General features: G+C 43.1%; 35 protein-coding genes and 2 pseudogenes. 35 read left to right on the top strand and 2 right to left on the bottom strand.

The window, feature by feature from the left end:
• The first annotated feature begins 413 nt into the window (after window positions 1–413).
• The 12 genes from ACFOEK_RS20785 to ACFOEK_RS20730 all read left to right on the top strand — a co-directional run bounded on the left by ACFOEK_RS20785 (window position 414) and on the right by ACFOEK_RS20730 (window position 6,277).
• A complete protein-coding gene (locus tag ACFOEK_RS20785) occupies window positions 414–917 on the top strand; it encodes a hypothetical protein (protein ID WP_386723411.1) in 504 nt (167 codons plus the stop codon).
• Window positions 918–990: 73 nt separating this feature from the next.
• Complete coding sequence (locus ACFOEK_RS20780) at window positions 991–1,332, top strand: hypothetical protein (protein ID WP_386723410.1); 342 nt, start codon at window positions 991–993, stop codon at window positions 1,330–1,332.
• A gap of 89 nt (window positions 1,333–1,421) precedes the next feature.
• Window positions 1,422–1,739, top strand: a complete 318-nt coding sequence (locus ACFOEK_RS20775) for a hypothetical protein (RefSeq protein WP_386723409.1) — start codon at window positions 1,422–1,424, stop codon at window positions 1,737–1,739.
• 84 nt (window positions 1,740–1,823) lie between these two features.
• On the top strand, window positions 1,824–2,132 hold the full coding sequence (locus tag ACFOEK_RS20770; protein ID WP_386723408.1) for a hypothetical protein: 309 nt from the start codon (window positions 1,824–1,826) through the stop codon (window positions 2,130–2,132).
• A gap of 87 nt (window positions 2,133–2,219) precedes the next feature.
• Window positions 2,220–3,311, top strand: coding sequence for a trypsin-like peptidase domain-containing protein (locus tag ACFOEK_RS20765; RefSeq protein WP_386723407.1), 1,092 nt, complete (start codon window positions 2,220–2,222; stop codon window positions 3,309–3,311).
• 81 nt (window positions 3,312–3,392) lie between these two features.
• On the top strand, window positions 3,393–3,713 hold the full coding sequence (locus tag ACFOEK_RS20760) for a hypothetical protein (RefSeq protein ID WP_386723406.1): 321 nt from the start codon (window positions 3,393–3,395) through the stop codon (window positions 3,711–3,713).
• A gap of 72 nt (window positions 3,714–3,785) precedes the next feature.
• Window positions 3,786–4,199 carry a hypothetical protein gene (locus ACFOEK_RS20755; protein ID WP_386723405.1) on the top strand — a complete coding sequence of 138 codons (414 nt, stop codon included), beginning with the start codon at window positions 3,786–3,788 and terminating at the stop codon, window positions 4,197–4,199.
• 99 nt (window positions 4,200–4,298) lie between these two features.
• On the top strand, window positions 4,299–4,664 hold the full coding sequence (locus ACFOEK_RS20750; protein WP_386723404.1) for a 1-deoxy-D-xylulose-5-phosphate synthase: 366 nt from the start codon (window positions 4,299–4,301) through the stop codon (window positions 4,662–4,664).
• 97 nt (window positions 4,665–4,761) lie between these two features.
• Entirely contained in the window at window positions 4,762–5,004 is a 243-nt protein-coding gene (locus tag ACFOEK_RS20745; protein ID WP_386723403.1) for a hypothetical protein, read from the top strand.
• 102 nt (window positions 5,005–5,106) lie between these two features.
• Complete coding sequence (locus ACFOEK_RS20740) at window positions 5,107–5,445, top strand: hypothetical protein (RefSeq protein ID WP_386723402.1); 339 nt, start codon at window positions 5,107–5,109, stop codon at window positions 5,443–5,445.
• A gap of 83 nt (window positions 5,446–5,528) precedes the next feature.
• On the top strand, window positions 5,529–5,924 hold the full coding sequence (locus ACFOEK_RS20735; RefSeq protein WP_386723401.1) for a hypothetical protein: 396 nt from the start codon (window positions 5,529–5,531) through the stop codon (window positions 5,922–5,924).
• Window positions 5,925–6,004: 80 nt separating this feature from the next.
• Window positions 6,005–6,277: a hypothetical protein gene (locus tag ACFOEK_RS20730; RefSeq protein WP_386723400.1), complete on the top strand. Its 273-nt coding sequence runs from the start codon at window positions 6,005–6,007 to the stop codon at window positions 6,275–6,277.
• 416 nt (window positions 6,278–6,693) lie between these two features.
• Here the strand turns inward: ACFOEK_RS20730 and ACFOEK_RS20725 are convergent.
• A pseudogene (locus ACFOEK_RS20725) lies at window positions 6,694–7,862 on the bottom strand (IS110 family transposase).
• A gap of 122 nt (window positions 7,863–7,984) precedes the next feature.
• Between ACFOEK_RS20725 and ACFOEK_RS20720 the strand changes: the two are divergent.
• The 3 genes from ACFOEK_RS20720 to ACFOEK_RS20710 all read left to right on the top strand — a co-directional run bounded on the left by ACFOEK_RS20720 (window position 7,985) and on the right by ACFOEK_RS20710 (window position 9,538).
• Window positions 7,985–8,446 carry a hypothetical protein gene (locus ACFOEK_RS20720; protein ID WP_386723399.1) on the top strand — a complete coding sequence of 154 codons (462 nt, stop codon included), beginning with the start codon at window positions 7,985–7,987 and terminating at the stop codon, window positions 8,444–8,446.
• Between the two features lie 69 nt (window positions 8,447–8,515).
• Window positions 8,516–8,965: a hypothetical protein gene (locus ACFOEK_RS20715; protein WP_386723398.1), complete on the top strand. Its 450-nt coding sequence runs from the start codon at window positions 8,516–8,518 to the stop codon at window positions 8,963–8,965.
• Window positions 8,966–9,064: 99 nt separating this feature from the next.
• A complete protein-coding gene (locus tag ACFOEK_RS20710; protein ID WP_386723397.1) occupies window positions 9,065–9,538 on the top strand; it encodes a hypothetical protein in 474 nt (157 codons plus the stop codon).
• A 399-nt stretch (window positions 9,539–9,937) separates the two neighbouring features.
• Here the strand turns inward: ACFOEK_RS20710 and ACFOEK_RS20705 are convergent.
• A pseudogene (locus tag ACFOEK_RS20705) lies at window positions 9,938–11,107 on the bottom strand (IS110 family transposase).
• Window positions 11,108–11,266: 159 nt separating this feature from the next.
• On the opposite strand from ACFOEK_RS20705, the gene ACFOEK_RS20700 reads away from it, so the two are divergent.
• The 20 genes from ACFOEK_RS20700 (at window position 11,267) to ACFOEK_RS20605 (ending at window position 25,062) form a co-directional block, all read left to right on the top strand.
• Window positions 11,267–11,686 carry a hypothetical protein gene (locus ACFOEK_RS20700; protein WP_386723396.1) on the top strand — a complete coding sequence of 140 codons (420 nt, stop codon included), beginning with the start codon at window positions 11,267–11,269 and terminating at the stop codon, window positions 11,684–11,686.
• 70 nt (window positions 11,687–11,756) lie between these two features.
• Window positions 11,757–11,972 (top strand): hypothetical protein, encoded by a 216-nt coding sequence (locus ACFOEK_RS20695; protein ID WP_386723395.1) that lies wholly within the window; start codon window positions 11,757–11,759, stop codon window positions 11,970–11,972.
• 128 nt (window positions 11,973–12,100) lie between these two features.
• Window positions 12,101–12,451, top strand: a complete 351-nt coding sequence (locus ACFOEK_RS20690; protein WP_386723394.1) for a hypothetical protein — start codon at window positions 12,101–12,103, stop codon at window positions 12,449–12,451.
• Window positions 12,452–12,479: 28 nt separating this feature from the next.
• Window positions 12,480–12,893 carry a hypothetical protein gene (locus tag ACFOEK_RS20685; protein ID WP_386723393.1) on the top strand — a complete coding sequence of 138 codons (414 nt, stop codon included), beginning with the start codon at window positions 12,480–12,482 and terminating at the stop codon, window positions 12,891–12,893.
• A gap of 114 nt (window positions 12,894–13,007) precedes the next feature.
• Window positions 13,008–13,346 carry a hypothetical protein gene (locus ACFOEK_RS20680; RefSeq protein ID WP_386723392.1) on the top strand — a complete coding sequence of 113 codons (339 nt, stop codon included), beginning with the start codon at window positions 13,008–13,010 and terminating at the stop codon, window positions 13,344–13,346.
• 68 nt (window positions 13,347–13,414) lie between these two features.
• Window positions 13,415–13,849, top strand: a complete 435-nt coding sequence (locus ACFOEK_RS20675) for a hypothetical protein (protein WP_386723391.1) — start codon at window positions 13,415–13,417, stop codon at window positions 13,847–13,849.
• A 74-nt stretch (window positions 13,850–13,923) separates the two neighbouring features.
• Window positions 13,924–14,328 (top strand): immunity protein YezG family protein, encoded by a 405-nt coding sequence (locus ACFOEK_RS20670; protein WP_386723390.1) that lies wholly within the window; start codon window positions 13,924–13,926, stop codon window positions 14,326–14,328.
• Window positions 14,329–14,407: 79 nt separating this feature from the next.
• Window positions 14,408–14,854: a hypothetical protein gene (locus tag ACFOEK_RS20665; RefSeq protein ID WP_386723389.1), complete on the top strand. Its 447-nt coding sequence runs from the start codon at window positions 14,408–14,410 to the stop codon at window positions 14,852–14,854.
• A gap of 98 nt (window positions 14,855–14,952) precedes the next feature.
• Entirely contained in the window at window positions 14,953–15,216 is a 264-nt protein-coding gene (locus ACFOEK_RS20660) for a hypothetical protein (RefSeq protein WP_386723388.1), read from the top strand.
• 107 nt (window positions 15,217–15,323) lie between these two features.
• Window positions 15,324–15,671 carry a hypothetical protein gene (locus ACFOEK_RS20655; protein ID WP_386723387.1) on the top strand — a complete coding sequence of 116 codons (348 nt, stop codon included), beginning with the start codon at window positions 15,324–15,326 and terminating at the stop codon, window positions 15,669–15,671.
• A 586-nt stretch (window positions 15,672–16,257) separates the two neighbouring features.
• Window positions 16,258–16,611 carry a VOC family protein gene (locus tag ACFOEK_RS20650; RefSeq protein WP_386723386.1) on the top strand — a complete coding sequence of 118 codons (354 nt, stop codon included), beginning with the start codon at window positions 16,258–16,260 and terminating at the stop codon, window positions 16,609–16,611.
• Between the two features lie 170 nt (window positions 16,612–16,781).
• Entirely contained in the window at window positions 16,782–17,768 is a 987-nt protein-coding gene (locus ACFOEK_RS20645) for an alpha/beta hydrolase-fold protein (RefSeq protein ID WP_386723385.1), read from the top strand.
• Window positions 17,769–17,780: 12 nt separating this feature from the next.
• A complete protein-coding gene (locus ACFOEK_RS20640) occupies window positions 17,781–18,197 on the top strand; it encodes a GFA family protein (protein ID WP_386723384.1) in 417 nt (138 codons plus the stop codon).
• Between the two features lie 489 nt (window positions 18,198–18,686).
• Window positions 18,687–19,292, top strand: a complete 606-nt coding sequence (locus ACFOEK_RS20635) for a DUF998 domain-containing protein (RefSeq protein WP_386723383.1) — start codon at window positions 18,687–18,689, stop codon at window positions 19,290–19,292.
• 251 nt (window positions 19,293–19,543) lie between these two features.
• Entirely contained in the window at window positions 19,544–20,491 is a 948-nt protein-coding gene (locus ACFOEK_RS20630; RefSeq protein ID WP_386723382.1) for an alpha/beta hydrolase family protein, read from the top strand.
• A gap of 31 nt (window positions 20,492–20,522) precedes the next feature.
• On the top strand, window positions 20,523–21,485 hold the full coding sequence (locus ACFOEK_RS20625) for a ribonuclease Z (protein ID WP_386723381.1): 963 nt from the start codon (window positions 20,523–20,525) through the stop codon (window positions 21,483–21,485).
• Window positions 21,486–21,585: 100 nt separating this feature from the next.
• The gene (locus ACFOEK_RS20620; protein ID WP_386723380.1) at window positions 21,586–22,251 is read left to right on the top strand and encodes a glycine-rich domain-containing protein; all 666 of its coding nucleotides are present in this window, start codon (window positions 21,586–21,588) and stop codon (window positions 22,249–22,251) included.
• A gap of 359 nt (window positions 22,252–22,610) precedes the next feature.
• A complete protein-coding gene (locus tag ACFOEK_RS20615) occupies window positions 22,611–23,807 on the top strand; it encodes an RNA ligase RtcB family protein (RefSeq protein WP_386723379.1) in 1,197 nt (398 codons plus the stop codon).
• Window positions 23,804–24,439: a peptide chain release factor H gene (prfH, locus tag ACFOEK_RS20610; protein ID WP_386723378.1), complete on the top strand. Its 636-nt coding sequence runs from the start codon at window positions 23,804–23,806 to the stop codon at window positions 24,437–24,439. The genes ACFOEK_RS20615 and prfH overlap by 4 nt, the downstream gene beginning before the upstream one ends.
• 200 nt (window positions 24,440–24,639) lie before the next feature.
• Window positions 24,640–25,062, top strand: coding sequence for a DUF1801 domain-containing protein (locus ACFOEK_RS20605; RefSeq protein ID WP_386723377.1), 423 nt, complete (start codon window positions 24,640–24,642; stop codon window positions 25,060–25,062).
• The last annotated feature ends 27 nt before the right edge of the window (window positions 25,063–25,089 follow it).

The raw sequence follows: 25,089 nt of genomic DNA, 5'->3' as shown, positions 1-25,089 counted from the left end.
GAAGCGGCGCAGTCCAACAGAGGTTTATACGCTGTGCTCCGCGTGCGTATAAACACTAAACTGTTATGCAGAATAAAGCGAATGAAAATCGCACAAGATTCTGAAGAACTTGGAAAATAGGAATCGCAAGGTGCGGCCAATGAGGGTGCACTGATTCATGAATAGATGAAATAGGGTGGGGCACTAAAGGCTACTGAAGAAAAGTGCCAGCATTCATTATCAAAAAATCAGATTAAGCCCAACAAAAAGGTGGGAAACCCCAGGTTCGGGTAGTTTTGATTAAAGAAGCGGTGTAAAGCCAAGAAATCGCATAACAAGTGGTTTTAGGGTCGCCGCAAAAGACGCGGCTGGGACGGCCTACGCTACGCTCCGGTCGCCCCTAAACCAGGCGTTAGGCACTTAAGGGAAACTAAATGGTATTTCAACAAAAACGGATTGCGCTAAGTATTGAGTCAGAAATACTTCCAAATGGAGTTCGAATAAAAGAAAAGGATTTATTTAATACATACGAAACTGTCATACCTTATGAGCATATATCTGACCAGGTAATTAAATCCTTCAACCTATCGAAACTCTACCTGATTATTTGCGTGTTTTTTGGCGCATTATTTTTAATCAATATATATGACTTTTACTTTTATTCTGAAGGCGCTGGCCGACCACCAGCAACGTCTCGTGATATTTTGTTTTCGTTAGTTTGGTTTTTGCTAGCATCCTTCGGAACTTGGATGCGCAGTGTTAAGTATATTGGCATAGCATGCGCCGGTGGAAACTTGTTTTTTCTCGACGTAAAAGGAAAGCAAGATCCCGAGAAGTATTTGAATCAAATTTTGCACTCTAGAGATTTCTACTTTCAATCATTAGGTCATCCTGAAATCAGAGGACAAAATGAAAGTGCCGATACAGTACGTCATTAATAAATGCCTAACCAAGTGCTCTTGCGGACTCGCTTCGCTCGCGCGCAAAGCACGGCGTTATGTTTAAAAAATCATGAGCAAAACGATTCGGATACTTTCATGGGCTTACTTAGCAATTTATATGGCTTTGTTGCTGTTAATGGCATCCATGGAATTCTTCACTGAAATTAATTATGCCCATCTCGGTCGCGTAATCGGCCTGGTTCTAATACCTCCGTTTGCGTTAATCCTTTACCTCAAAAAACAGCCTGTACCACTCTCAGCAATACTATTTGGTATTCTTCTTATAATTTCGGCACTATCAGAAGCGCATATGTTCAGCCAGTTCGTGATGGTGTCCTTGTATTTGTGGCTTGGCCCAATGCTTCTATTCTTGGCTTATATAGGGGGGCAACGTGCAACAAATAAAACATAACCAGTTGCGCAATGTTCGCCCCGGAAAAACACCCGGGGCTGGACTCGCTTTGCTGCGCGTCGCTCGCCCATTCGCAAGGCGTTATGAATATGAGTAAACGACCCAACTTCATATTTATGGCCGGAATGATCCCCGTTCTCTTTGTGGTGGGCCTTCTGTTATTCCTTACGTTCGATAACCTGCTGTCTGGTAGGGCTGTGTATGGAGACAAGTTTGGGAATGCATTTGAGGTTGAGGGAGTTGCTGCAATTTTAGTGAACCTAGGCATATTTGGGGTTATTGGCTGGCTGGGCTCTTACTTGGCATTCCTTGTAAAGCGCAGCCCAAAGCTCATGCAGTTTCATAGAGCTGTCGGGGTCGTTAGCAGTGTTCTTATAGCAGTTGGTCTGTTCTATGGGCTTTCATAACAAGCGGCGGCAGCCGGATCAAATTTCCGCTCGTGCCTCGCTTCAATTTGCTCGCTGCGCCGGGCGTTATATTTTCTCAAGATTATGAGTCACTACTTAACATATGCAACAAAAGAGGAAAGCTACGATTACATAAAGGAAGTGGTAGCTGAAGCTCTGGGCGTAGATTTCGAAGATCATGAAAGTGGTTGGTGGGGTGAATATGCACAAGATCCTAAATGCGCTATTCGTATCTACCCAAACTTCGTAGAAGGTGAGGGTTATCATGAAAAGGCAGAAAAAGACTATGTCTATCTTCTTGAGCTCCCAAATCTAAATGAAGTAGAGCCAATGAAAAGAATTGTGTCGCAAATGCCAATTGATTTTAAGCTGGTGCGTGCCAGTGAAATATAACAAGTCAAAGCAGCGAGGCCCTTCGGGCGGGACGCACCACGTGCGCCCCTGTTTGAGGCGTTATGCACTAAAAGGAAGTTCCTAATTATGTCCTCAGATAAAGCAAAAATAACAAAACGAAAAATAAAGAATGTAAAAGCTAGAAGGGATGTTAAGCGAGCTAGGGCAAGAAAAATGAGAAACAAAAACGATTCTTCTTATGATTCATCTTTGCAAAAATGGAAGAAGGCTGTTGTCCATCTGGAATGCGCTACAGATAGTGAGCATTTCTATGATAGAAAAAAACGAATGGATGAGTTAAGGCAAAGCCTGGATAGTGGTGAAATAACACATGAAGATTTTGCTAAAGAGATTTCAGGCAGAAGTCGCGATCTGAGATATCATGGTACTGCACTTTTTATTATTCATAATGATCGGCGGTATTTACTAACGGCGCGGCATGTTCTTTTTGATCAGGTATCTTCAGATCGTGAGCTTAGAGAAGAACAAGAACGAGCATCAGAGTGGCCTGAACACTCACGAGAGTTCATTCTTCAACGAGCAAATGAAGCAGCATTAAATAACGTTTTTAATATTATTTTCAGAGTGCCATCTATTGATGAGGTTCAATCAGACGGAATTGATTGCAATCGAGAGTTTTTAATGAATTTAGGTGCTGGTACAACCAGTGGAGCACCATATACGTTTTCAAACCCCGACCTTGACTTAGCTCTTGTCTCGCTTGACCAAAGAGATAAAAGGTTTGCTGATCAATTGATTGAGCTAGGTTATAAACCAATACAGTCAAGCTTAATTGCTGACGCTCCGATATCTGAAGGTTCCGAAGTGTTCACTGTTGGCTTTCCTAGTGCCACGGCTGTTTTAGGGCAAGTAAGCCAACACCCTGCATCTGCTCATTGGTCATCGAGTCATTTTTCTTTACCTGTATTCTCATGGGGTAAGGTCTCAATGCTTCATGAAAACCTCCCGTTCTATTGGTGTGATATGAGCATTTATCCTGGGAATAGTGGTGGGCCAATAATAGAGGATGGAAAGTTGGTTGGTATTGTAAGCGCGCAGGCAACATTACCTATCGATGATGCGCCTCAGGTTAGAACTAGGATTCCATTTGGAAAAATAATAAAAACAAGCTTCGTTAAAGAGCTATTAGAAATTCAAGAACAAAAGGATCGTAATTAATGCATAACCAAGCGTTCAACCGGACTCGCCTTCGGCTCGCGCGGTTAACGCGGCGTTAAAATTTAAAACTAAGGAGTAGTTATGAAGCAAACAAAATTAATATCCGCAGCTTTTTTGTTACTGTGTTCAATGCAGGTATCAGCTTGGGTGGTAAACGGTAAGAATACAATTGAAAAGCTCGGTATTAATTCACTTCAAGTGAATATAATTCTGTCTAATGGTCAGGGATGTTTTTTGAAAGAAAATCATGTGCGCTATAAAGAGCTAGTTTCTCTTCTACATACGTTATATGCCTCTGGCAAATCTGGGCATTTTCGTTGTTCAGAAACTGTCCGCGATTATAGCCCTTGGGAACCGGAAGTTAAGGTGTATGAGCTTTTAGAGCTAACCGGATATAAATAGCCAATTTTAACCAGCGGCTGTTGCGGACTCGTATCACTCGCTCGCAAAGCCAGGCGTTAGGCAGAAGTAGCCATGAAGAAAATATTTTCACTGGAAATTAAGCATGAAGACGATCCTTCACGAGTTGAAAAGACGCAGAAGCTGTCCCTCGATGACAGTAAGCCTTTTTTAGGTTTGAAGGGTGTTTATGGTTTATATGGCTCACCTGAATGGTGGGAGAATATTTATAGTGGCAAAGTACCTAGCAAGACTTATGAGGGAATCATTGACGATATTCACTTCACAGGTATGCATAATGAGGCTGAAGGATTCACGTTAAAACTGGATAACGGAGGTACTTATTCGTACACCTGCGTCGCCAACCGGAGAAGAAATATGAAGCACTATCGAGTTGGCAGGAGAGCGAAAGTAACCACATTTATTGAAGTTCTAAAGAAAGGTACAGATCACGAATTTGTATGGCAAATAGAGGTCGAGAATGCCTAACAAGTCAAAGCACGCGGACTTGGTAAAGCTGTCACCTTTTTTGTTCCAAAAAAGCCGCCAACTTCACCAAGCCGGTGTTTGAGGCGTTAAGTGGCCACTATGTCCAGGCATCTCGGAAAGCAAGAAGAACAAAACCATGATGATGAGGAGTTGCCTTCAGAGTTCAGGCTATCTCGGTCAAAGATAATGTATATCGAAGACAAATCTGAAGGCCTAGAGGGTGAGGCTCGTATAGGTAGGGTCTACTTTTCCAAGTCTGGTAAAACGCTCTATTATAAAGGCATGAAGTTTCAGAGCCTCAAGGGTAGTGGGTTTAAGGCTAACTACTTTGAAACAGAGTCCGGAGATCATTTTTGGATATCCGGTCCTCGAAAAGATCAGAATGACCGTCTGTACGGCGGGAATTCCGGCGTGGAGATCGACAAGGATGTTCAAGAAGAGTACAGCGCGTACATCGCCACTTAACAAGGGCGGGCAATCCGCCCCTTCGGGGCCGGACGTCCAACCAGCCGCTTCGCGTCTGGATGGCCGCCGTTGCCGCCAGCGTTAAAGGTCACTAAGAATGGAAGCATATCTTCCAAGCAAATTGTTTCTATTGCTTATATTTCCACTAATAGCACTAATAAGTTGGGGGCTGTTTAAAGTTTTTCCTGCCGGCAAGCTTAAAGTTTTATTATTTAAAATTCGTGGTGTAAACGGGGGCAATGAGTCTAAAGAAGAAAAACGGCAGGTAGCCATAATTACTTGTGTGCTCATTTTTGGTTTTTATGCATTTTTATATTTTATGCTTAAGGCATACAGCTAATGTGTAAAGCAACCTTTAACAAGCTGGTGAAATTCGCTCGGGAAAGAAACTCCCTCGCTGGACTCGCTTGCGCTCGCCATTTACCAAAACGTTAAATGCCCTATGAATAACAAGCTCATTCTAACAATCGGTATGTTTTTACTCTCAGGTAAAAGCTTTGCTTGCGAAAACATCACTAGTAATTATTTTGCATGGGCTGGTCTCAAAACAGTGCCCGCTTCTGTTGGCGAACCACTAACGGAATTTGAAGCAAAGCAAAGGCATGAAAGTGGCGCGGCTTACTATAAGCAAACGATATGCGAATCAGGTCAAGTAAAGTCGCTTACTAAGTACTATGCAGGCAAGGTATTCTTTCACACTGAATATTCTCACGAAGTTGGTGGTATTTTGATTACAACCACCAACTCTGAGGGTAAGGTAGCCAAGCATCATGCCAAATAAAGAATTTAACAAGGCCAGCAAGCATCGCTCACTGCGTTCGCTGGACCTCGTTACACTCGGCCGCTTCTGGTGGCGTTAACTGTATGAATATGGTAATCAAAAACATAGCACTACTTGTTCTTTCATTGATGTTGGTGGGCTGTCCTGTTCCGATGTGGATGGTTCAACCTGATTTGAATTTAGTCGGTCCGCTCAATGAATCTTGTATCCGTGCTTTGATTGAAAGAGATGATGTCCTTGGGGTCGTAAAAATGGACTTGGGGCAACATAAACAACCAGAGTTTGATCGATACTTTATAGAAACGATATCAGGCGTTGTGCATCTAGACATAAAGCATCCTCAGTCAAAATCACAAAACATAAGCTTTTTCTACAGTGGTGCCGGTAATGACGTTCCTGATCAACAGCGCGTGACAGCAAAGATAATACTTAACAAATTGGCTGCTGCATTGGAGAGTTCGTGCCAAAAAAACAGTTAACAAGTGCAGCCTGCATCGCCCAAGGAAACCTTGGGCTGGACCTCGCTGCGCTCGGCCGCAGCTGCAGGCGTTAAAATCACATGGCCAAATTCAAAATTATAAAATCTACCAACGAAGAGAAAAATGGCCAAAGGTTTTCACGCTTCGAATATGAATTAGTAGAAGGAAAGCTTTTGCCTGGTGACGTATTCCGGCTCTATGAAACACACCATTATACAAATCACTCCATCGTACATTTGGAAGAAGATTTCTTTTACTCTACACCTTCCCTATTCATTGAGGGGAATTACGAAGGTGAAACTCTAGATACAGACAATCTTCTATCAGGCAGAAAAAGGGGGGATTCTGCGTGAGTAAAATTTTAACAAGTTTAGGCAGCATCGCCCCTGCGGGGCTGGACCTCCGTTTCGGCGCTTCGCGCCTACACTGCGGCCGCTGCTAAAGGCGTTGGTATGACTCCCCACGTCAAGTGGCACAGAGCTAGCCGAGGCACTTTTCTTTTAGTGCCTTAATCATTTCAATAAAGTCGAGCCAACGCATAGGATGAAGCCAGTAATTTCGACGGTTCTCATGGAGGTGCGCCTCCCCGGTAATATTCGTGGGTTACTGATTCGTAGAATCAGCCTATCCAACCTTACTTATTACGTCGTGGTGCCTTACTTCAGTCTATGCTCGCGGATCTATAAAGTTTTCACTTTATAGCCAACCTAACGCCGTCGGTGATTGCACCACACCCGTTGCCTGATCCAATGCGCTGACTCTAAACCGTTCATGCAGGTATTCTCGCTAACCGTGTTTTTGGGTCGATTCTAGGAAGAACCACTACTCGTGAGATTGATCAGCTTTCATTTAAACGAACGGCGCGATCATTTCGCGTGCGATGGCGGTAACCACCACGTTGTAATGTTTGCCTCGTTTCATGAGCCGCTGGTAACGCTTACATAATCGAAGTTGAGCCTGCCAAGCCATATCAATTACGCTTTTTGGTAAGCCTTCCTGCCGTATCTGGAGTTCCTTAGAGATATTGGCGGCATATCGATAACTGTGCGCCCCTTCGACTAAGAGTCGTCTGGCACGAGAGTTTCCACACTTGGTAATGCCTCCGAGTTTTCGGGTTCCCCCAGACGAATGTTCGGTCGGGGTTAAGCCCACATAACTCATTAACTTTCTTGGGTGGTCAAAACGAGAGAGGTCGCCGAGTTCGGCAACCACCCCCGTAGCCACTAACAGTCGTACGCCCCGTAGGGCTTGAATGGCTTTTACTACGGGATAGTAACGCCATTTCATCACTTGATGTGTGAGTTCATTATCTAACCGTTGAAGCCGATTCATGCGCTCGTTAATGGCTTGAATTAGCTCTTGAAGCACCACTTGCTGAGCAGGATGAGGAAGAATCATCTCTGTTAACCAACGCATGTGTTTCAAAGACCAGTTGGTTGTACCTCCGTACCTGATGTTGTTTCTTAATAAGAAGGCATGAAGTTGGTACTTGGTATCGTTTAAATCTCGCATGGCGGTTTCACGAGCACGTGATAGATCACGAACGGCTTCATCTTCAGGCTCAGGCACATAGATAGGATCAATGTCGCCATTCTTCAGAAGTTGAGTGAGCATTAGGGCGTCGCGTTTATCGGTTTTCACTCGTAGACCCGGTTTCTTAGGAATCATGGAAGGTGCAACGAGATAGCAGCAATGGCCTAGAGAAGTAAGTAAACGATAGATCTAGTAACCACATGGGCCAGTTTCATAGACGAAGTGCAGGGTAGCGTTTGGGTATTTATATTGGAGCTGTCGAGCCAGCTTTATGAAGGCTTGTTTGTTGGTCAGGACTTTACCGAAGTGCTGCGGTGAATTTTCTCTGCCATCAATGACATAGGCAACTTCGGTGTGGACTTTGTGAGTATCTAAGCCAACAAAAAGTATGCTATCGTTTTTCATGGTGCTGATCTCCATTTATAGTCGTCGAAAAACTATATTATGGCTCTGGCTTAGCTAACCCACGAATTGGAGGTCAGCACTCTTTCGTGGGGAATCATTATGTCTATGTGTAAGGAGAGAGAATGCGCTGGATTATGGTAATTCTACTTTCAATTTCAGCGGCAAAAGCAGATATGAAAGTAATCGAAAGTAGAGGCTATCCTTTAGCAAACGATAATAGCAATCGTGATGTCTTTGAGTGGTTAGAGAACAATGACCTAAGCATGGTCAATTTAAGTGATGGCACACCCTTGAAGTTATCGGATATCAATAACGAGACAATGATAATAATGGGTTCCGATTGGGAGCCCTCTACAGCATCGACTATAGGAAAGTCTAGAAATCGTAATCGTTCTCTAATAGTTATCTATGTAGAGCAAGCAAATGAAAATATTAAAGAAGCCAAAAAAGATTCATGGTTCTTTAAACTCATTTACGAACTTTCAGGCGATTCTATTAAATTGAAAAGTATGTTTCATGAGATACCGATTCAAATAATGGTTGATTCAAATGGAAAAATTACCTCAATCATTGATGGTGTGTAAACACATAACCAGTTGCTGTTGCGGAGCTTCGCTGCGCTCAGCCCGCAAAGCAAGGCGTTAGAGGCAAACATGGAAATCAGTGACGCACTAAAATTAATCGACAGAATTAATAATTTACCTGAAATATATGATCAGATAGAAAGAGCTGTAATAGCAACCATGCACAGCTACTACAGTGAAATACTCAATATCGAAATGGAGGAGGCCAAAATCATGGAAGGTGAAGACTACAACCATGATGAGCTAGCTCCTCTAATTGAAAACAAAAAATCCATTCACGAGAAGTACTGGTCAAATCCTGCAGGTTTTTACCAGCCTTGCAGCTCAAGCAGCAGTCCAGATCATATTTGGAACAATTTATCGAGCATCGAAATACTCCAAAATGGCGATGATGAACTGCCTTTGTTTTTGTTTAAAGCAAATTATACCGATCAAGATATCAATCTAACCACCAATAGAGCGTACCTATTGAAGCTACGTGGAACACAATTAAAAATCGAACACACCTTCTTCGGTTAAAGCCTCTAACAATGCGCTCAACTGTCGCTCACTTCGTTCGCTGGACGTCCAAAAGCTGCGCTTTTGGCCGCCCGTTAGCTTAATCGTTAGGCTTTAATCATGAACTTCCCACAAGCAGCCGGTCTTTACAAATTAGGGGTTTTACCCAGCGAGAAAATGGTTGATGTTGCCATGGCTGAGCTTGAGTCAGGTGCCGAAGAAGAGCAAATACTTATGCTCGCCATAGAAACCGATAAGACTCTTGGTAACCTGAAACCACTATTTGAAGCTTGTTTAAAGCTACTAAACTTGGACTCGTTAACAAATCAAAAAGCTTTAGAGCATGCTGCCGAGTACTACGCTTCGCTAGCAAAAGCAGGCAACATCAGTGAAATAGAATTTGGGTTTAAACTTGGCTTCTTCCATGAAGAGTACAAGCTTCACGGAGACCTATGGGACGCTTATCAAAATGCAATGTGGTTCGAAGAATCGCCTTATGAATGGGGCTATCCTAAAGACATCGAGTCACTCAAAGCATTGCGCGCAAAGTGCTCGTCAACGATTTGGGAAATTATCAATAAATATGCAGCCTAACAAGGCCAGCCATGCTCGCTTCGCTGGACCTCAACTGCTTCGCAGTTTCGGCCTGTGCTGGCGGCGTTGGTATGACTCCCCACGTCAAGTGGCACAGAGCTAGCCGAGGCACTTTTCTTTTAGTATGCCGTAATCATTTCAATAAAGTCGAGCCAACGCACAGGATGAAGCCAGTAATTTCGACGGTTCTCATGGAGGATCGCCTCCCCGGTAATATTCGTGGGTTGCCTCTTTCGAGGCCTATCCAACTTTATTAATTACGTCGTGGTGCCAGCTTCACTGCGACTATCTTCAGTCTATGTTCGCGGATCTATAAAGTTTGTACTTCATAGCCAACCTAACGCCGTTGGTGATTGCACCACACCCGTTGCTTGATCCAATGCGCTGACTCTAAACCGTTCATGCAGGTATTCTCGCTAAGCGTGTTTTCGGGGCGATTCTAGGAAGAACCACTTCTCGTGAGATTGATCAGCTTTCATTTAAACGAACGGCGCGATCATCTCTCGGGCTATTGCAGTAATGACCACACTGCGATTTTTCCCGCGCTGAATTAACTTTTGATAGCGTTTACACCGTCTGAGTTGCGCTTTCCATGCCGTATCAATGACCTGTTTGGGCAATCCTTCCTGTCGAATCTGGAGTTCCTTAGATATATTGGCGGCATACCGATAACTGTGTGCGCCTTCGACTAAGAGTCGTCGAGCACGGGAGTTTCCACACTTGGTAATGCCACCGAGTTTACGGGATCCACCAGAAGAATGTTCGGTCGGAGTTAATCCTACATAGCTCATTAACTTTATTGGATGGTCAAAACGAGAGAGATCGCCACGCCTGTCGCTACCAGTAGTCGTACGCCCCGTAGGGCTTGAATGGCTTTTACTACGGGATAGTAACGCCACTTTGTCACCTGATGAGTTAATTCGTTATCTAACCGCTGAAGGCGGTGCATCCGTTCGTTAATGGCTTGAACAAGCTCTTGAAGCACGACTTGCTGAGCAGGATGAGGAAGAATCATCTCGGTTAACCAACGCATGTACTTTAAAGACCTGTTAGTTGTACCTGCATATCTGATGTTGTTTCTTAATAAGAAGGCATGAAGTTGGTACTTAGTGTCGTTTAAATCTCGCATCGCGGTTTCACGTGCACGGGATAAATCGCGAACGGCTTTATCTTCAGGCTCCGGCACATAGATAGGATCGATGTCACCATTCTTCAGAAGTTGAGTGAGCATCAGGGCATCGCGCTTATCTGTTTTGACACGTTGTCCTGGCTTCTTAGGAACCAGAGATGGTGCAAAAAGATAACAGCAGTGACCAAGGGATGTGAGCAAACGGTAGATCCAATAACCACAAGGGCTCGCTTCATAGACAAAGTGCAGGGTGGCGTTTGGACTTGTTTGAATTAGGAAAGTGATTGGAGCTGTCGAGCCAGCTATATGAAGGCTTGCTTGTTGGTCAGTATTTTACCGAAGCGTTGAGGTGAATTCTCTCTGCCATCAATAACATAGGCGACTTCGGTATGCACTTTGTGAGTATCTAAGCCGACAAAAAGTATGCTATCGTTTTTCATGGTGCTGATCCCCATTTATCGTCGTCGAAAAACTATATTATGGCTCTGGCATAGCTAACCCACGAATTGGAGGTCAGCACTCTTTCGTGGGGAGTCATTATGTCTATGCATTAAAATGTAGGGGTTCGAGTTGATAAAAAATACAGGGAGTTATCAGCAATGAAAAAAATCAGTTTTTGGGGATCACTTGCTTCAATACTTGGTTTGGTAGTGGCATTTACTGCTACAGAAGCCACGTCTATTAATCAAAATACTAACGGCAATCAAAACAACGTGATTGGAGAAAATAACGGAACAATCAATATCAACCAAGGTGGTTCTTCCCAATCCGATCATGAATCGTATGTATTAAAGAATCCAAAATATGGCTCGGTCTTGGTCGTTTCTGAACCTAATCTTATGGCCGCGACCGATTCAAACAAGCATGTTTGTATGGCTATTTCTGGAGCATCCGTGACTTTGTCAGGTGAAAAGTCTGCTCATGCTGGGGTAGATATGTGGCGCAAAGTTAAAATTGAGAATGGTGAATGCGCAGGGAAGTCTGGCTGGGCGGCTATAGAAAATATCAGTTACGAATAGGGGCATAGCATCTATATGACCGGGGGTTGTATCTAAATTAGATTTAGATAAGATGCGTGCAGGGACACTTATGAGTCGAAGGCATGCATTGTTAGAATGTGAAGAGTCGTTTGAATTGTCGGATCAATATCGAGAGTCTTCATATAATGAAATAGAGTATAAAAACACTCAGCAATGGAAACAGGCTTATCAAGATATAAAAGAAGCCCTTTCCGATCGTGAAAATATTCCAAATAAACAAGAACGCAAAGCGTTGCGTCAAGAAAAGGCTAAGCAACGCAGGTAGGTGTTAAAACACCTAACAAAGGCTTTAACTGCAAAGGACGCAAAATAACAGGCTTGCGCTCCTTCGTCGCTAATTCTAGCCTGTTATTTTGCGCTGGTTAAGCGAGGCGTTAAGTTTCTCGGAGAGTTATGATCGAAGTCGTAGAAATAGTTGATTTAGGCTTTTCCGTCGCGGACGCCGAAGGCATCAAATTTAAATTTGATGGTGTAGATCTAGTGTTGGAGTTCACGGACTGGAGAGAGCAACATATTTCTATCAAATTCGAGAATACATTAGGATTCAAATTTCAAAATGCAGAGTACGAACTATCGGAAACCGAAAGGTTCGATTCTTGCCATATTGTTCACGACTCAGATTGGGTAAAGGAGCATATTCGGCAAGGAGAGGCTTGGAATGATGAGAGTTGGTATCATTACAAACTAAATTTTAATACGGCTGGCATAGTTGAGGTTTTATGTTCAAGGCTAGCCAAAACTTAACAAGTGCCGGTAACCGATCGCAAAAATCATGAACTTTAATCAAAGTGAAAAAGTTGGAATTGTAGTTGGAATAATTTTGGGCGTTGCTCAAGTACCAAGCTTGATAAACCAAGAGATGTTTCCTGTTTTCCCTGATCAATTGGTATTACAGGTCCTATTATTTGGTCTTTTAGCACCATTAGTTTTGGCTTTCATTACCAAACTCGTATTTAAACCTAGCTCACCTTTTATGAGTAAGGTTAGTTCCTACGTAAATGTATTTTTTCTAATGGTTGCCTTTGGTTTAAGCTGTGGTTTCACAGGTGTATGTTATCACCTTATTTTTGGCCTGCCAGATCATACTTTAATGCCAATCGTATTTTTCGGGGCTTCGGGTATTGGCTTCTTAGGTGCATATTTCATCAACCCTGAGCTAGCCTATAGGGTTTCGTCAAAAGCCTAACAAGTTGGTGAAATTCGCTCGGGAAAGAAACTCCTTCGCTGGGCTCGCTAGCGCTCGCCATTTACCAGAACGTTATACGAACTGAGATAGGAAATGAGCCGAAGATATTTAACAGTGCAGGAAGTAGAATCTTCACTGAATCGAGGTAAAGAAGTCGAAGCATTTCTTGGTGGTTTTCAGGCAGAGAAAATGTGTATCCGGTGGCTTTCTCTAAGTAAAACTGGAAACACTATTCAAATTCGTATATGGGAAGCAGTGGATGTCGGTGATGAAGACTACCTAGATATCTATAGCTTTCCACCAAGAAGCGGAGAATGGGACTTTCCAGCTCAAGAATTCACAATCGCTTCGATCCATGAGTTAAGAGATAGACTCGAAGTTGAAAGCCTAAGCTTCGTCAATAAGGGAATAGTCCAAGATGAATACAAGGACTATTTGGAACATGTCGTATAACAAAGCCAGCCAGTCTGAACGTACCTTGTGCGCCCTGCTGACAGGCGTTAGCATATAAAGGAGTTAATGTGGGCGACATAGTTTCAGGGTATATTCTTTCACATTCATTCGGTGGTAAAGAACGTGAAATTCATGTGAGTAATACTTTAGCTATAGAGGGGCTTCCAGAGTATGGGGCATATCTTCTTCGCTCAATGTTTACGTTACCCCCTCTGGATCATCGGCTTCATATAAATACATTTCAAGTTATTCATTTTGCAGCTTCGTATGATGAAATGTATGGACTAGATAAAGAGTGGTTTAAGGAATTTCAAAAATTCTTAGGCACTCTTTCTTGGTGGCAAGCAACAGTTTTTCATAGCTACACTGGCATGAGGATAGAATTAAAAGCAAAAGACCATGAAGTCGGTGTAGAGGCAATACCAACTAAAACATGGGAATCTAAATATTATGATTCGTATCATAATTTAAAGGAAATCACGGAAAGTAAGTTATTATGCTAACAAATTAATCAACTCGACCCCTGACGGGGCGCGTCATTAAGGCGTTAAGTGTATAAAGGGAACGGAAAACCTCGATGAAAGCTCTGTTCGAAAAATTACTTAGTAAAAGCAAAAATATAGAAAAGGTTTCGCTGCCCAAAGACGCGGAGAGTTACTATAAACCTATCGCGCAGGCTCTCGCAGATATGGCTCCAGAAAACTGGGCTACCATACGGGTAGGTTCAAAAATATTCGAAGATAGTGCTCATTTAACTTTTAGGTGTTTTGTTGGGGCGCCGCCACAACAGAAGTTTATAAATTATCCTCGTGCTCAAGTTCAAATTGTTGAGAACCTACTAAAAGAATTGAAGCAATATCACATTCAGTGCAACGAACCTTGGATTGGCTGTCTATTTGAAGTTAATAATACGGGTAAATACAAAGTTCATTATTTTTACGAGGATATCGAACTCAGTGCAATTGCTGACAGCAACACTTAACCAGTGCAGCCATGAACGCCTTGCGGGCTGGACTCGTCGCTGCGCTCCTCGCCCATGCTGCAGGCGTTAACTGCAAATTATGAAATTCGAACTTACATACCAAATTGAAGATCACGGTTGGGCAGACGCCGAAATCAAGTCAGCTGACGGGACTCATCATATTTACAACATATCTTACCTTTCAGATGCTTTCCTAGACCTGTCAGATTCCATACTTAGGCTATTAAGTGGCAGTAAAGAAGAAGGGTGTGCTTTCGAGCACGAACCTGGAAGAACTAAGATTCGATTTTTAAGAAATGATGAAGAAATTCAAGTTGTGGTTTATTCATTTGAACGCGAAATGGTTGATGAGCCATGGGAGAAAGGAGAGGTTGTTTTTCGAACATTAGTACCTTTGGTGAGATTGAAATCCCAATTCCTAAATCAAGCAGATAAGATACTAAATTCAATCGGTAGCTCTGAGTACAAGGAGTTATGGGGATCAGAGTTCCCAATTGAAAATTACAATGCAATCAAAAACAGTTAACGAACGTAGCTATGACCGCCCTTCGGGCTGGACTTGTCGCTGCGCTCCTCGCTCATGCTACGGGCGTTAAGATTAAATAATTTTCAACGGAAGTCTTAATGAAAATAATATTACTACTAGCTGTTATGGCTTACTTTGCTAACACATCCAAAGCTACTAATTCGGCTATAGTATGGGGAATCGGATCTTTTATCATAGGATTAATGAGTAGTGGCATAGGTGGGTATCTGTTCATATCTGCATTTTTTTCTCTTTTAGTCGCTTTTGCTGTATTTAAAGTTGTAGAGTATCTAGATGGAAAGGGAAGTTATTATTGGCTCGCCTACGCATCCTCAATACCTGTTTTGATTTTCTTTGGTTAGTATAAAACTTAACAAAGTGGTCAAATTCGCTCAGGAAAGAGACTCCCTCGCAGGTCTTGCTAAAGCTCGCCATTTACCAAAACGTTAGCCATCCTAAAGGAATTATTATGGGCGCAGGTGGTGAAGGTAATCACGAATTAGGAATTGGCCTTCGAGATATCGACAATTCAGGGAAGCGACTTTCATGCAAAGATCAGCATTCTAGTCATAGCAAGTGGTCGATAAAGTACTTGGACGAACGCATAATTGGCATGGGTTCTTCAGTTGTTTTTATTTTAATCTGTATTGTTTGGCTTATTGATGTATCGGATGCTTTTAGATATGCGGTAAGTGGTGTTTCAATTCTTTTGCTTATTGTAGTAATTGGCATCAAAGTCTTACGACACAAAAGATTAAATGGCATAAGAAATCAGCAGCTTAAAGAATACCGAAAGCAACAAAGGTCTAATGGCTAACAAGCTTGTGAAATACGCTCGGGAAAAGACCTCCTCGCTGGACTCACTAGCCTCGCCATCTACCAAAACGTTATAAATGAGTGCTATTAGATGGATTTTATAGCTCTGGGTATATTATTAGTTTTGATTCCTATTTCGATCTATGTGTTCGTATTAGGCTTTGCTGAGAACCGGACGGGAAGAGAAGATGCGTTGGTTTGGGCTGGGAAAGCAGCTCTTTGTTTGGTACTCATGGATGTGGTTTATCTAACAAGAGCGGTGTTCATCCCAACTACGCTAGTTTATATAGTCCTTTCAATAGTGTTTGTATATTGCAGTTACAAAGTTTGGTTGTTAAGGCATGCTATTAAAAATGGTAGTTAAGTGCGGTTTCATAATAAGGGCCGCCAGCATCGCTCACTATGAGACTGATACTTGCGTATCTATCTGCAGCTATTCTGCCAGCGATTATAATGACGTGATGGTTTCTTTTTGGATATTTTGTGATTTTTAATGCAAGTGATCCGCATGCCCGGTGGTGTGGGAGGAGGGGGATCGTGAGGTCTCTTCCTATCTCGATTAGGCACCCAATTGAATCGGAGAAAAAATGAAACTCTCAATGATCAGAATACCCTGTAAAAATCTGAAAGATGCGGAATTCTTCTATTCAAATAAACTTGGTATGAATAAAGTTTTTGGTTCCGAATCAGAAGGTTTTATCGGTTACCAATTAGATAATGTACAGGTTCTCCTAGAACCTGAGGAAATAGGAGAATTTGAGTGTGGTAAATACCTCGGATTCAGCCTCGAAGTAAGCGATATAAATAACTTCTATGGCTCAGCTAAAGAAAATGGTGTCATTTTTACAGGAGTCCCAGTAAAACAAGATTGGGGCGGCACAATGACTCATGTTGTGGATTGTAGTAGCAATACATTTTCAATAGTGCAGTACAATGCCTAACAAGTGCTAAGCACTACAGGGCTGTCAATTGCCTGCGCCTTTTGAAGTGGCTTCGCCATGTTATCGAAAAAGCCATAATCAGCCATCAGCCCGTGCTGGAAAATGTTATGCGTATGGGCTTAAGCATGTCGTGACTCAGGCTTAATTAGAATTGATATTGGATATCCTAAATGCAAAAAGGCGCATTATATTTACGGCGAACAGGCATTGTATTCGTGGCCATCGTTCTAACAATAATTGTTGGCTCGATCTCGCTTTGGAATTGGCCTGGTATAGTAGCCAAATCCATATCTCAACCGCTTGAGTACACTCCTGTTCCTATTTCCGGTTTGGAAATGAAGTGTTTTAGTAGTGACGCGCCTGTTTACTGGTCGTATTGCATTAATCGTATACCAAATAGCAAAAGTGATGACCTGATTTATTATTTTCATGGACGCAGAGGCAATGCCAAGTGGTGGAATGACGATACTTACTACACAGGTGATTTGTACCGACAATGGGCGAAGACAAAGTCGGAACCGCCGACGGTAATCAGCATTTCATTTGGTTCGCTTTGGTTGCTAGAAAAAGAGCAACTTCTTGAGTATTTTCAGAGTGAGCTTGTTCCACAGATAGAGTCAAAACTTAGTTTAAAAATTGATAAGAGGCTCGTTGTTGGTGAGTCTATGGGTGGTGTTAACGCAATTCTAGCATGGCTAAATACCAGCTCATTATTTGATGGGGCAGCTTCACTTTGCGCTCCACTTCCAACAGTTTCTCCAGAGGCATCATTCAATGAGATTGCAGAATATATGCATAACTCTAATACCTCATGGGAACGAGGTTTAATGATGTTGTTTATAGGGCGCTACCTATATCCTAATAAGGAGAGTTGGAATCAAAATAGCCCCTTGAAAGTGGCGCATAGTAAAGACTTAAGCTCAGCAGGTCCGTTGTATCTATCGTGTGGAAAAAAGGACGATTGGGGTTGCATGGCTGGTTCTAAGCAATTGATTGAACATGCCGAGAGCAATGGCGCTCATATTCTTTGGTATCCAATGGAGGGCGGGCATTGCGATATTGACAGTATGTCGCTTGCTAGCTTTTTAGGTGATTCGGATAGAGTGCATAACAAAAACAGTCAGCAGGACGCTCGCGAGCTTACGCCTCTACTGTAGGCGCTGTGCATCATGGAGAAATTAGTGAAGTTAACTGGTGAATGCTTTTGCGGTGAAATTAAATATGAAGTAAATGGTAAGCTTCGAGATGCTAGGTCATGCCATTGTTCTCGTTGTAGGAAAGCTTTTAGTTCTCAAGCATCGGCTTATGCTCTGGTCAATCCTTCTGAGTTTCAGTGGATTTGCGGGACAGAGCTTTTAACGTCATATATCGGTGAGAACGGCTTCGGCTTACAGTTTTGCAAGCAGTGCGGCTCTACTTTATGCGGCATTTACCAAGATGAGGTTCATGGGGTAACGCTAGGTTGCGTTAACGAAGATCCAGAAATCGAAATCGGTCGTCATATATTTGTTGGTTCTAAAGCTAGCTGGGAAGTCATTCCTCAAGATGTTCCACAGTATGAGGGGCATCCCCCAAAAATTGCATAATAAGCACATTACACATTACCCAAAAAACGTGGACTGGACTCGCTCATGCTCGCCACTTACCAAAAATGTTAGGCTTCCAATCATGCAGAGATGGATTATCGCGTTTCTTAGCACTCCTTTAATCGCAACAGCTTTCATGGGGGGGCACGATTTAGCACAGGGTGCTGGGTTTATACCTGTAAGTGCATACTTGTTCGTTACATATGCGCTGTCCGTTTTCCCTGGAATACTAATTGTTTTCGTCATGCACAAAACTTGCCTTAATAAGCTTTGGCACTTTGGGGGTGTAGGGCTTGTGCTGGCTGTCCTCGGTGTTGGTATTATCCTGGGAAAAATTCCAATTGTTCAGATAAATTTGGGAGTATGGCTTGGTTTTCTAGGACAATTTTGGGTAACACTCGTCACAGGCATACTGGCTGGCGTATATTTTGGGCTAGTGAGCGGTGTCACGACTAACTAATACAGCTAGGTTTCAAGGAGGATTTTAAATTGGAATTATTTTTTGCTTATTCAGGTGCGATTGCATCCGTTTGGATTGTCGCTGGTATTTACATCGCGTCACTCTTTTATCCCGGATACAATCATAAAACTCAATTTTGCAGTGAGTTGGGCGCTTTTAACAGTCCAACTCAAAGACTCTCTCCCGTAATAAACAATTATCCTCTTGGAGCGTTGTTCATTTTCTTTGGCATATTTGTACTCTCAGAGTCCCAATTTACAAGCGCATTCGTTATAGGATTGATGGTTATCGCTCACGGCCTAGGTACTTTGGTCGCTGGCTATTTTCCAATGGACAGTGATCCCTTTACACAAAACCCGTCAAACAGTTGCAAAATTCACTCGCTAGCCGGCGTCGTGATGTTATTGTCTTTGTTGGTTGCTCCTGCATTTGTTGTATTCGAAAACGCGTATCCTTCATGGTTGCGTATTTTTTCATTAGCTTGCATCTTTGGCTGCAGTTTTTTTTCATACACTCTCGCAAAATCATTTAAAAACAAGTCAAACCTCGGCGTTCACCAAAGGCTCAGTTATGGCTTTCAGATTTTGTGGTTGTTTGTGTTTTCGCTCTTCGTGGCATCAGAAGTCTTAAGTTAAGACGTCTTATATTGGAAAACAAAGCAGATTAAATCGCGCTAAGAAAAAGCAGCTTAATATTGAGAAGTCGGAAGCTACGGAAGAGAGTAATGAAACATTTTTCCTGGTATCCAAACCTTATTTAAGTAATGAGGGTTGGGATGAGTTCAATGAAGACATGTGGTCACAAGAAAGTGGTTTATGGGGATTGAAACTAAATTAAACAGGGACGTTCATATATCTCTATGACTAATTTTAATCTGGGATAGGAAATGGAAATTCGAAGCAGAGTTAGACCAATATTATTTTGGTTGTTGTTAGGCAATGTCAGTCTATCTGTATCTCAAGAGTTCAGCCTGGAACGGCCGGATGCATCAACACTTAATTACTATTTATTTCAGCAGCAAGTTCCCCTTTCTGAGAAGGTGCTATTGCTTATTCTTCAAGGCTCAGATTGCAATAGTGTTTTTAATAACGACGCCATTAAACGCGATTACTCGAAGGTCTGGCCTCAGGCAGATTTACTCTTCATTGAAAAATACGGCATCGATAGGGAATTAAGTTATCGCTCTGACTCTGAAAGGAACGATTGTCCTAAAGAGTATATTCAGAAGGATAGCCCTCACCAACGTGTAGTAGACATCAAAAATGTGCTAAAGGTTGTTCGTGAACAACATGATTACACCAAATTAATCGTTTTGGGGGGCAGTGAAGGCGCGGTTATTGCGAACCTTCTTGCAGCGGAAAGTGAGTATATCGATGCAACGATTTCATTTAATGGGGGCGGGCGTTGGTTTATAGATGATGTTATTCACAACATCCTTTCTACTCAAAAGACGCCTGAATTAGCGAGTGCAGATATTGAAGGGTTTAAAGGGTTCGCTAACCATATTTTATCAAGTCAGCCTTTTGAGCTTGAAGTCAGTGGGCATGGTTTTGATTGGTGGCAACAAATGCTATCAGTCGACCAACTGGGAACGCTGCAGAAAGTTAAATCACCCGTGTTAATTCTTCAGGGTGGAAGTGATGTATCGGTATCTACTAATAAGGTGAATGATATGATGTCGGTGCTTGCTAAGTCCGGGAAACACAACATTGAATACAAGTTTTATGATGGGCTTAATCATCAGTTGAAAAATAGTGCGGGTCAAAGTGAAATTAAAGCGGTCACCGCAGACATACATCTGTGGTTAGAGTCGGTTCTTAATCGCTCAAATTAACGTCTGAAATTTTCATATCGGAAGAACATATATGGATATAAGTTTTTTAGGAACCTCTTCTGGTACGCCAACCAAAGCAAGAAACGTGACTGCGATTGCCATTATTGAAAGCCAAGGCAGCGATTGGTATCTGATTGATTGCGGGGAAGGGACGCAACATCAGTTGTTGCATACGCGTTTGTCTCTGAATTCTCTTAAAGCCATTTTTATCACGCATATTCACGGGGATCATTGTTATGGTCTTCCTGGCGTGTTGGCCAGTGCGGGGATGAATGGGCGTACGAAACCATTGACCATTGTTGCTCCGAAAGGCATCAAGGAATGGTTTGAGGCGACTCAAGTTCATACGCAGCTGTATCTGCCTTATGAGCTGACATTTGTTGAGACTGAGCAGTTTACAGAGCAGGCATTCGGGCAGTTTGCTGTGGCTTCAACGAAGCTATCACATCGGGTTCCTTCCTACGCGTATAGTTTTACTGAAGTCAAAGTAGATGCCAGCTTGAACATAGAAAAGTTAAATGCACTAGGTATTCCGCAAGGGCCGATTTGGGGGAAACTTAAGTCAGGTCAGGATGTCGAGCATGAAGGGCAGATTCTTCGAAGTGCTGAGTTTATTCGTTACCTGAATAAGCCAAGAAAGGTTGTTGTGTGTGGGGATAATGACACGCCGGAGATTTTACGAGCCGAATGTGAGGGTTGTGATGTATTAGTGCATGAATCAACGTACACGGAAGCCTTGGCATCAAAGGCAAAGGAGGCAGGCCATAGCTATGCGAAGCTGGTGGCGTCGTTTGCGCAATCCTGCGAATTACCAAACTTAGTACTGACTCACTTCAGCCCTCGTTATCAATTGGATTCTGAAGCTGAGACCTCGATGAATGAGATACAAACAGAGGCTCAGGCTGAATACTCGGGCAATCTATTTTTAGCCTCGGATTTTGATACTTATCGTTTGAGCAAATTGGGTGAGCTATCACTTGTCTTAGAAAAATAGGCCACAGTGCTTATGTGCTTCCATTTGGATAAATGCCGTTATGACTCGCCAGCGCTATACTTTTTCACAGTAAAGTGCGTTCGTTATGTCGGGAGAGACTATGAGTTTTGAAATAGGTTTATTGGTTGTCTTACTTGTAGTTCTGGTGAGTTTGCATTCCAGGAGAAAGCGAAAAGCGCAGTTAGCTTTTATTGAAAGCTATCCGTTTAATCCGGCAATTGGGCAGAAGGTGAAGGCGAAGTATCCGCATCTTTCTGATGAGAATGTGGCGTTAGTTATGGACGCGCTAAGAGAGTACTTCTACTTTTGCCATCAAGCCAAACGCAGAGTTGTTTCTATGCCTTCTCAGGTGGTGGATGTGGCTTGGCATGAATTCATTTTATTTACCCGCGATTATCAGCAGTACTGTAAAAAGGCGCTTGGTCGCTTTCTTCATCACACACCGACGGAGGCTATGTCCTCACCGACGAAGGCTCAGATCGGGATCAAAAGAGCGTGGCGTCTCGCGTGTGCGAAAGAAGGCATCAACCCTAAAACCCCAGCGCAACTACCGCTTATTTTTGCTCTGGATGCTCAATTAGGAATTGATGATGGGTTTAAATACTCATTGAACTGTAAAGACAAATCATCGCCTTTATATGGCGACAGTTATTGTGCCGGTCATATTGGTTGTTCGTCGGGGTGTGCAGGCGATTCGGGCGGATCCTCTGACAGCTTCGGTGGTGATTCTAGTGGGTGCAGCAGTGGTTGCGGTGGCGGGGATTAATTCTTGGTTGTACTGACAATGGTGAATCCAAAAAATTAGTACAGAGTCGAAAAAGCGGTTTGACTTTTAATTGGTTGTCTTTATGATGGCGCCATTCTTTATTTCAATGAATTAAGTATTTCATTGAATCAAGCATTCCATTCAATCAACGTTCAGTAAGGAGGTCATTATGAATTATTCACATCAAGACACAGCACCTCGCGGATTGAGCGTTTCTGTTTCTTCTTTGTGAATCACACATAGATTCAATATTCGTTAACACTTCGGTTGTTACTCAAGTGATTGCTTGGGAATGACTTGTTGACGTTTATTCGCTCATTCTGCTTTCAATTTTTTAGTTTTTGAGAGTACGAATAATTATGGGCAATTCTATTCAATTCATCGAAAGCGGTGTTCGTCTTATTGCGTCTGAACGTAATTGGATCGAGGGCGACGCCATAGAACAGCTAAAACATGTATCACGCCTGGAAGGTATGAATCAGGTGGTAGGCTTGCCGGATCTTCATCCGGGAAGAGGGTACCCGATTGGGGCCGCATGTTGGAGCCAACAAAAAATTTATCCAGCCTTAGTCGGTAATGACATTGGCTGTGGTATGGCGCTGTATGAGACCTCAGCAGATGCCAACAAAGTAAAACAAGACAAATGGGAAAAAGCGTTAAGGAAAAACGCGTTTAAGGATCAAGAATCATGGTCGCAGGCAGGCGCGTCGCGTTTTTGTGAGCAGGCCAAGCGTGTTGGTCTTGATGAGCAATTACAGGCAAATACTGAACTGGTTGACGGTTTCCACCATAGCTATGGAACCATTGGCGGCGGAAATCACTTTGCGGAATTTCAGAAGGTGATCAAAGTACATAATGATACTTTGTTTACTGAGCTGGGGATCAATAAAAAGGCTTTGTTCTTGTTGGTCCACAGTGGGTCACGGGGCCTAGGCGAAGCCATATTACGTCAGCATGTCGATGCGTTCGGTCATCAAGGCTTGGATCAACAATCCGTTGATGCAGATAACTATCTCACCAAGCACAATCTGGCTTTGTGTTGGGCGGAAGTTAATCGTGAGTTAATCGCAGCACGGATGTGTGACTGTCTGGGGCTTGATCTAACCGAGATTCTGGATGTGAATCATAACTTGGTTTCTCCGGTATCAGTGAACGGTCAAACCGGCTGGTTACACAGAAAAGGTGTGACGCCTGCGGATCAAGGCGTGGTGATGATTCCGGGGTCTCGCGGTTCATCGAGTTATCTGGTGAAACCAATAGTCTCGGATGTGAGTTTGTCTTCCTTAGCGCATGGCGCCGGGCGCAAGTGGGTTCGCTCCGAATGTCAGGGGCGTTTGCGCAAGAAATATCGAATCTCAGAGCTGCAACGAACCAGCTTGGGGAGTCGAGTGATTTGCGATGATAAAAGCTTGATCTATGAGGAAGCGCCAGAAGCTTATAAGTCCATTGATATCGTGGTGGCGGACTTGGTAGCGGCGGGATTAGCTGAAATTATTGCGGAATTTGCGCCAGTGATTACCTACAAAAACGTTTACAAGGAGGCGTGCTGTAAATGAAACTAATACAATTTTCTGCAGGGCAAGGCCCGAGTGAATGTGCGTTGGCGGTTAAGTTGGGTGTTCGTCGTTTTATCGAAGACGCTGAAAAACTCGGCCTGCGGGTCGACATTGTTGAGCAGGAAGCAGGCGAGATAAAAGGCACCTTCAAGTCTGTGTTATTGATGTTGAAAACAGACGATGTGAACACTGCTCAACAGCAATGTCTTGAGCAGTGGCAGGGAAGCATTCAATGGATATGCCGAAGCCCTTATCGCCCTAAACACGGTCGTAAGAACTGGTTTTTCAATGTAGTGCTCTGGGAATCTGATGAGTCTCAGCCGTTGAACACTTCTGATGTGGAGATTAAAACTTGTCGATCCAGTGGGGCGGGCGGGCAGCACGTCAATACCACGGATTCTGCGGTGCAGCTTCTGCATAAACCAACAGGCTTGAGTGTTAAGGTTCAGACGGAACGCAGTCAGCATCAAAATAAACGTCTGGCGTTTGCTTTGTTGAATCATAAGATTAAGGCGCTTGAGAGTCAGCAAAGTGAGGCGCTCAAAGGTAATTTGAGATTGCAGCACCATCAAGTAGAACGCGGGCAAGCAGTACGCGTGTTTGAGGGGGAGCGTTTTAGAGAGCGGAGTTAGATTAGGCATTTCTATGCCTTATCTTTCCTTCATGTACCTGAAAATCTAACCTTGTCTTACATTATTTAGGCGATGACATCGGCCCTGGCAGTGTGTCTTCGCTTGTTTGTTAGGGGCTGGTGATTCTGGCTCCTCTCTGTCTATAATCTAGCTCTCTTCATGAGGTTTTTACCTCACATTCTCATAAGGAGCATGAGACGATGACTGATTCAGCGACATTAGATACAGAGTCAAAAATAGAACAAGTCGAGAATAAACTTGCGTCGTTACCTGACTGGCGTGGTACCACACTGACGCGCTTGAGAAAACTGATTAAAGAAGCCATTCCTGATGTTACTGAGGAGTGTAAGTGGTTTAAGCCGTCGAATCCGACAGGCGTTCCCGTGTGGTCTCATTTTGGAATCATTTGTACTGGCGAAGCTTATAAAGGAAAAGTAAAACTGACCTTTATGAAAGGCGCGTTCCTGGAAGATCCAAGCCAACTCTTTAATGCCAGTCTGGAAGGTAATCAGCGCCGAGCGATTGATATTGAGGAAGGCGAAGAAATTGATGCCAGTGCATTTAAAGCGCTTATTCTGGAAGCGGCCGCCTTGAATAAGGCATCGAAATCCAAAGCTAAATAATCTTTGGCGCTTACTATTGTAATGAGC

This window comes from Litoribrevibacter euphylliae (assembly GCF_042646085.1).
GTDB classification, from domain to species: Bacteria; Pseudomonadota; Gammaproteobacteria; order Pseudomonadales; family Litoribrevibacteraceae; genus Litoribrevibacter; species Litoribrevibacter euphylliae.
Note: the sequence above shows the minus strand (reverse complement) of the source record. Positions and strands in the feature narration are given on the sequence as shown.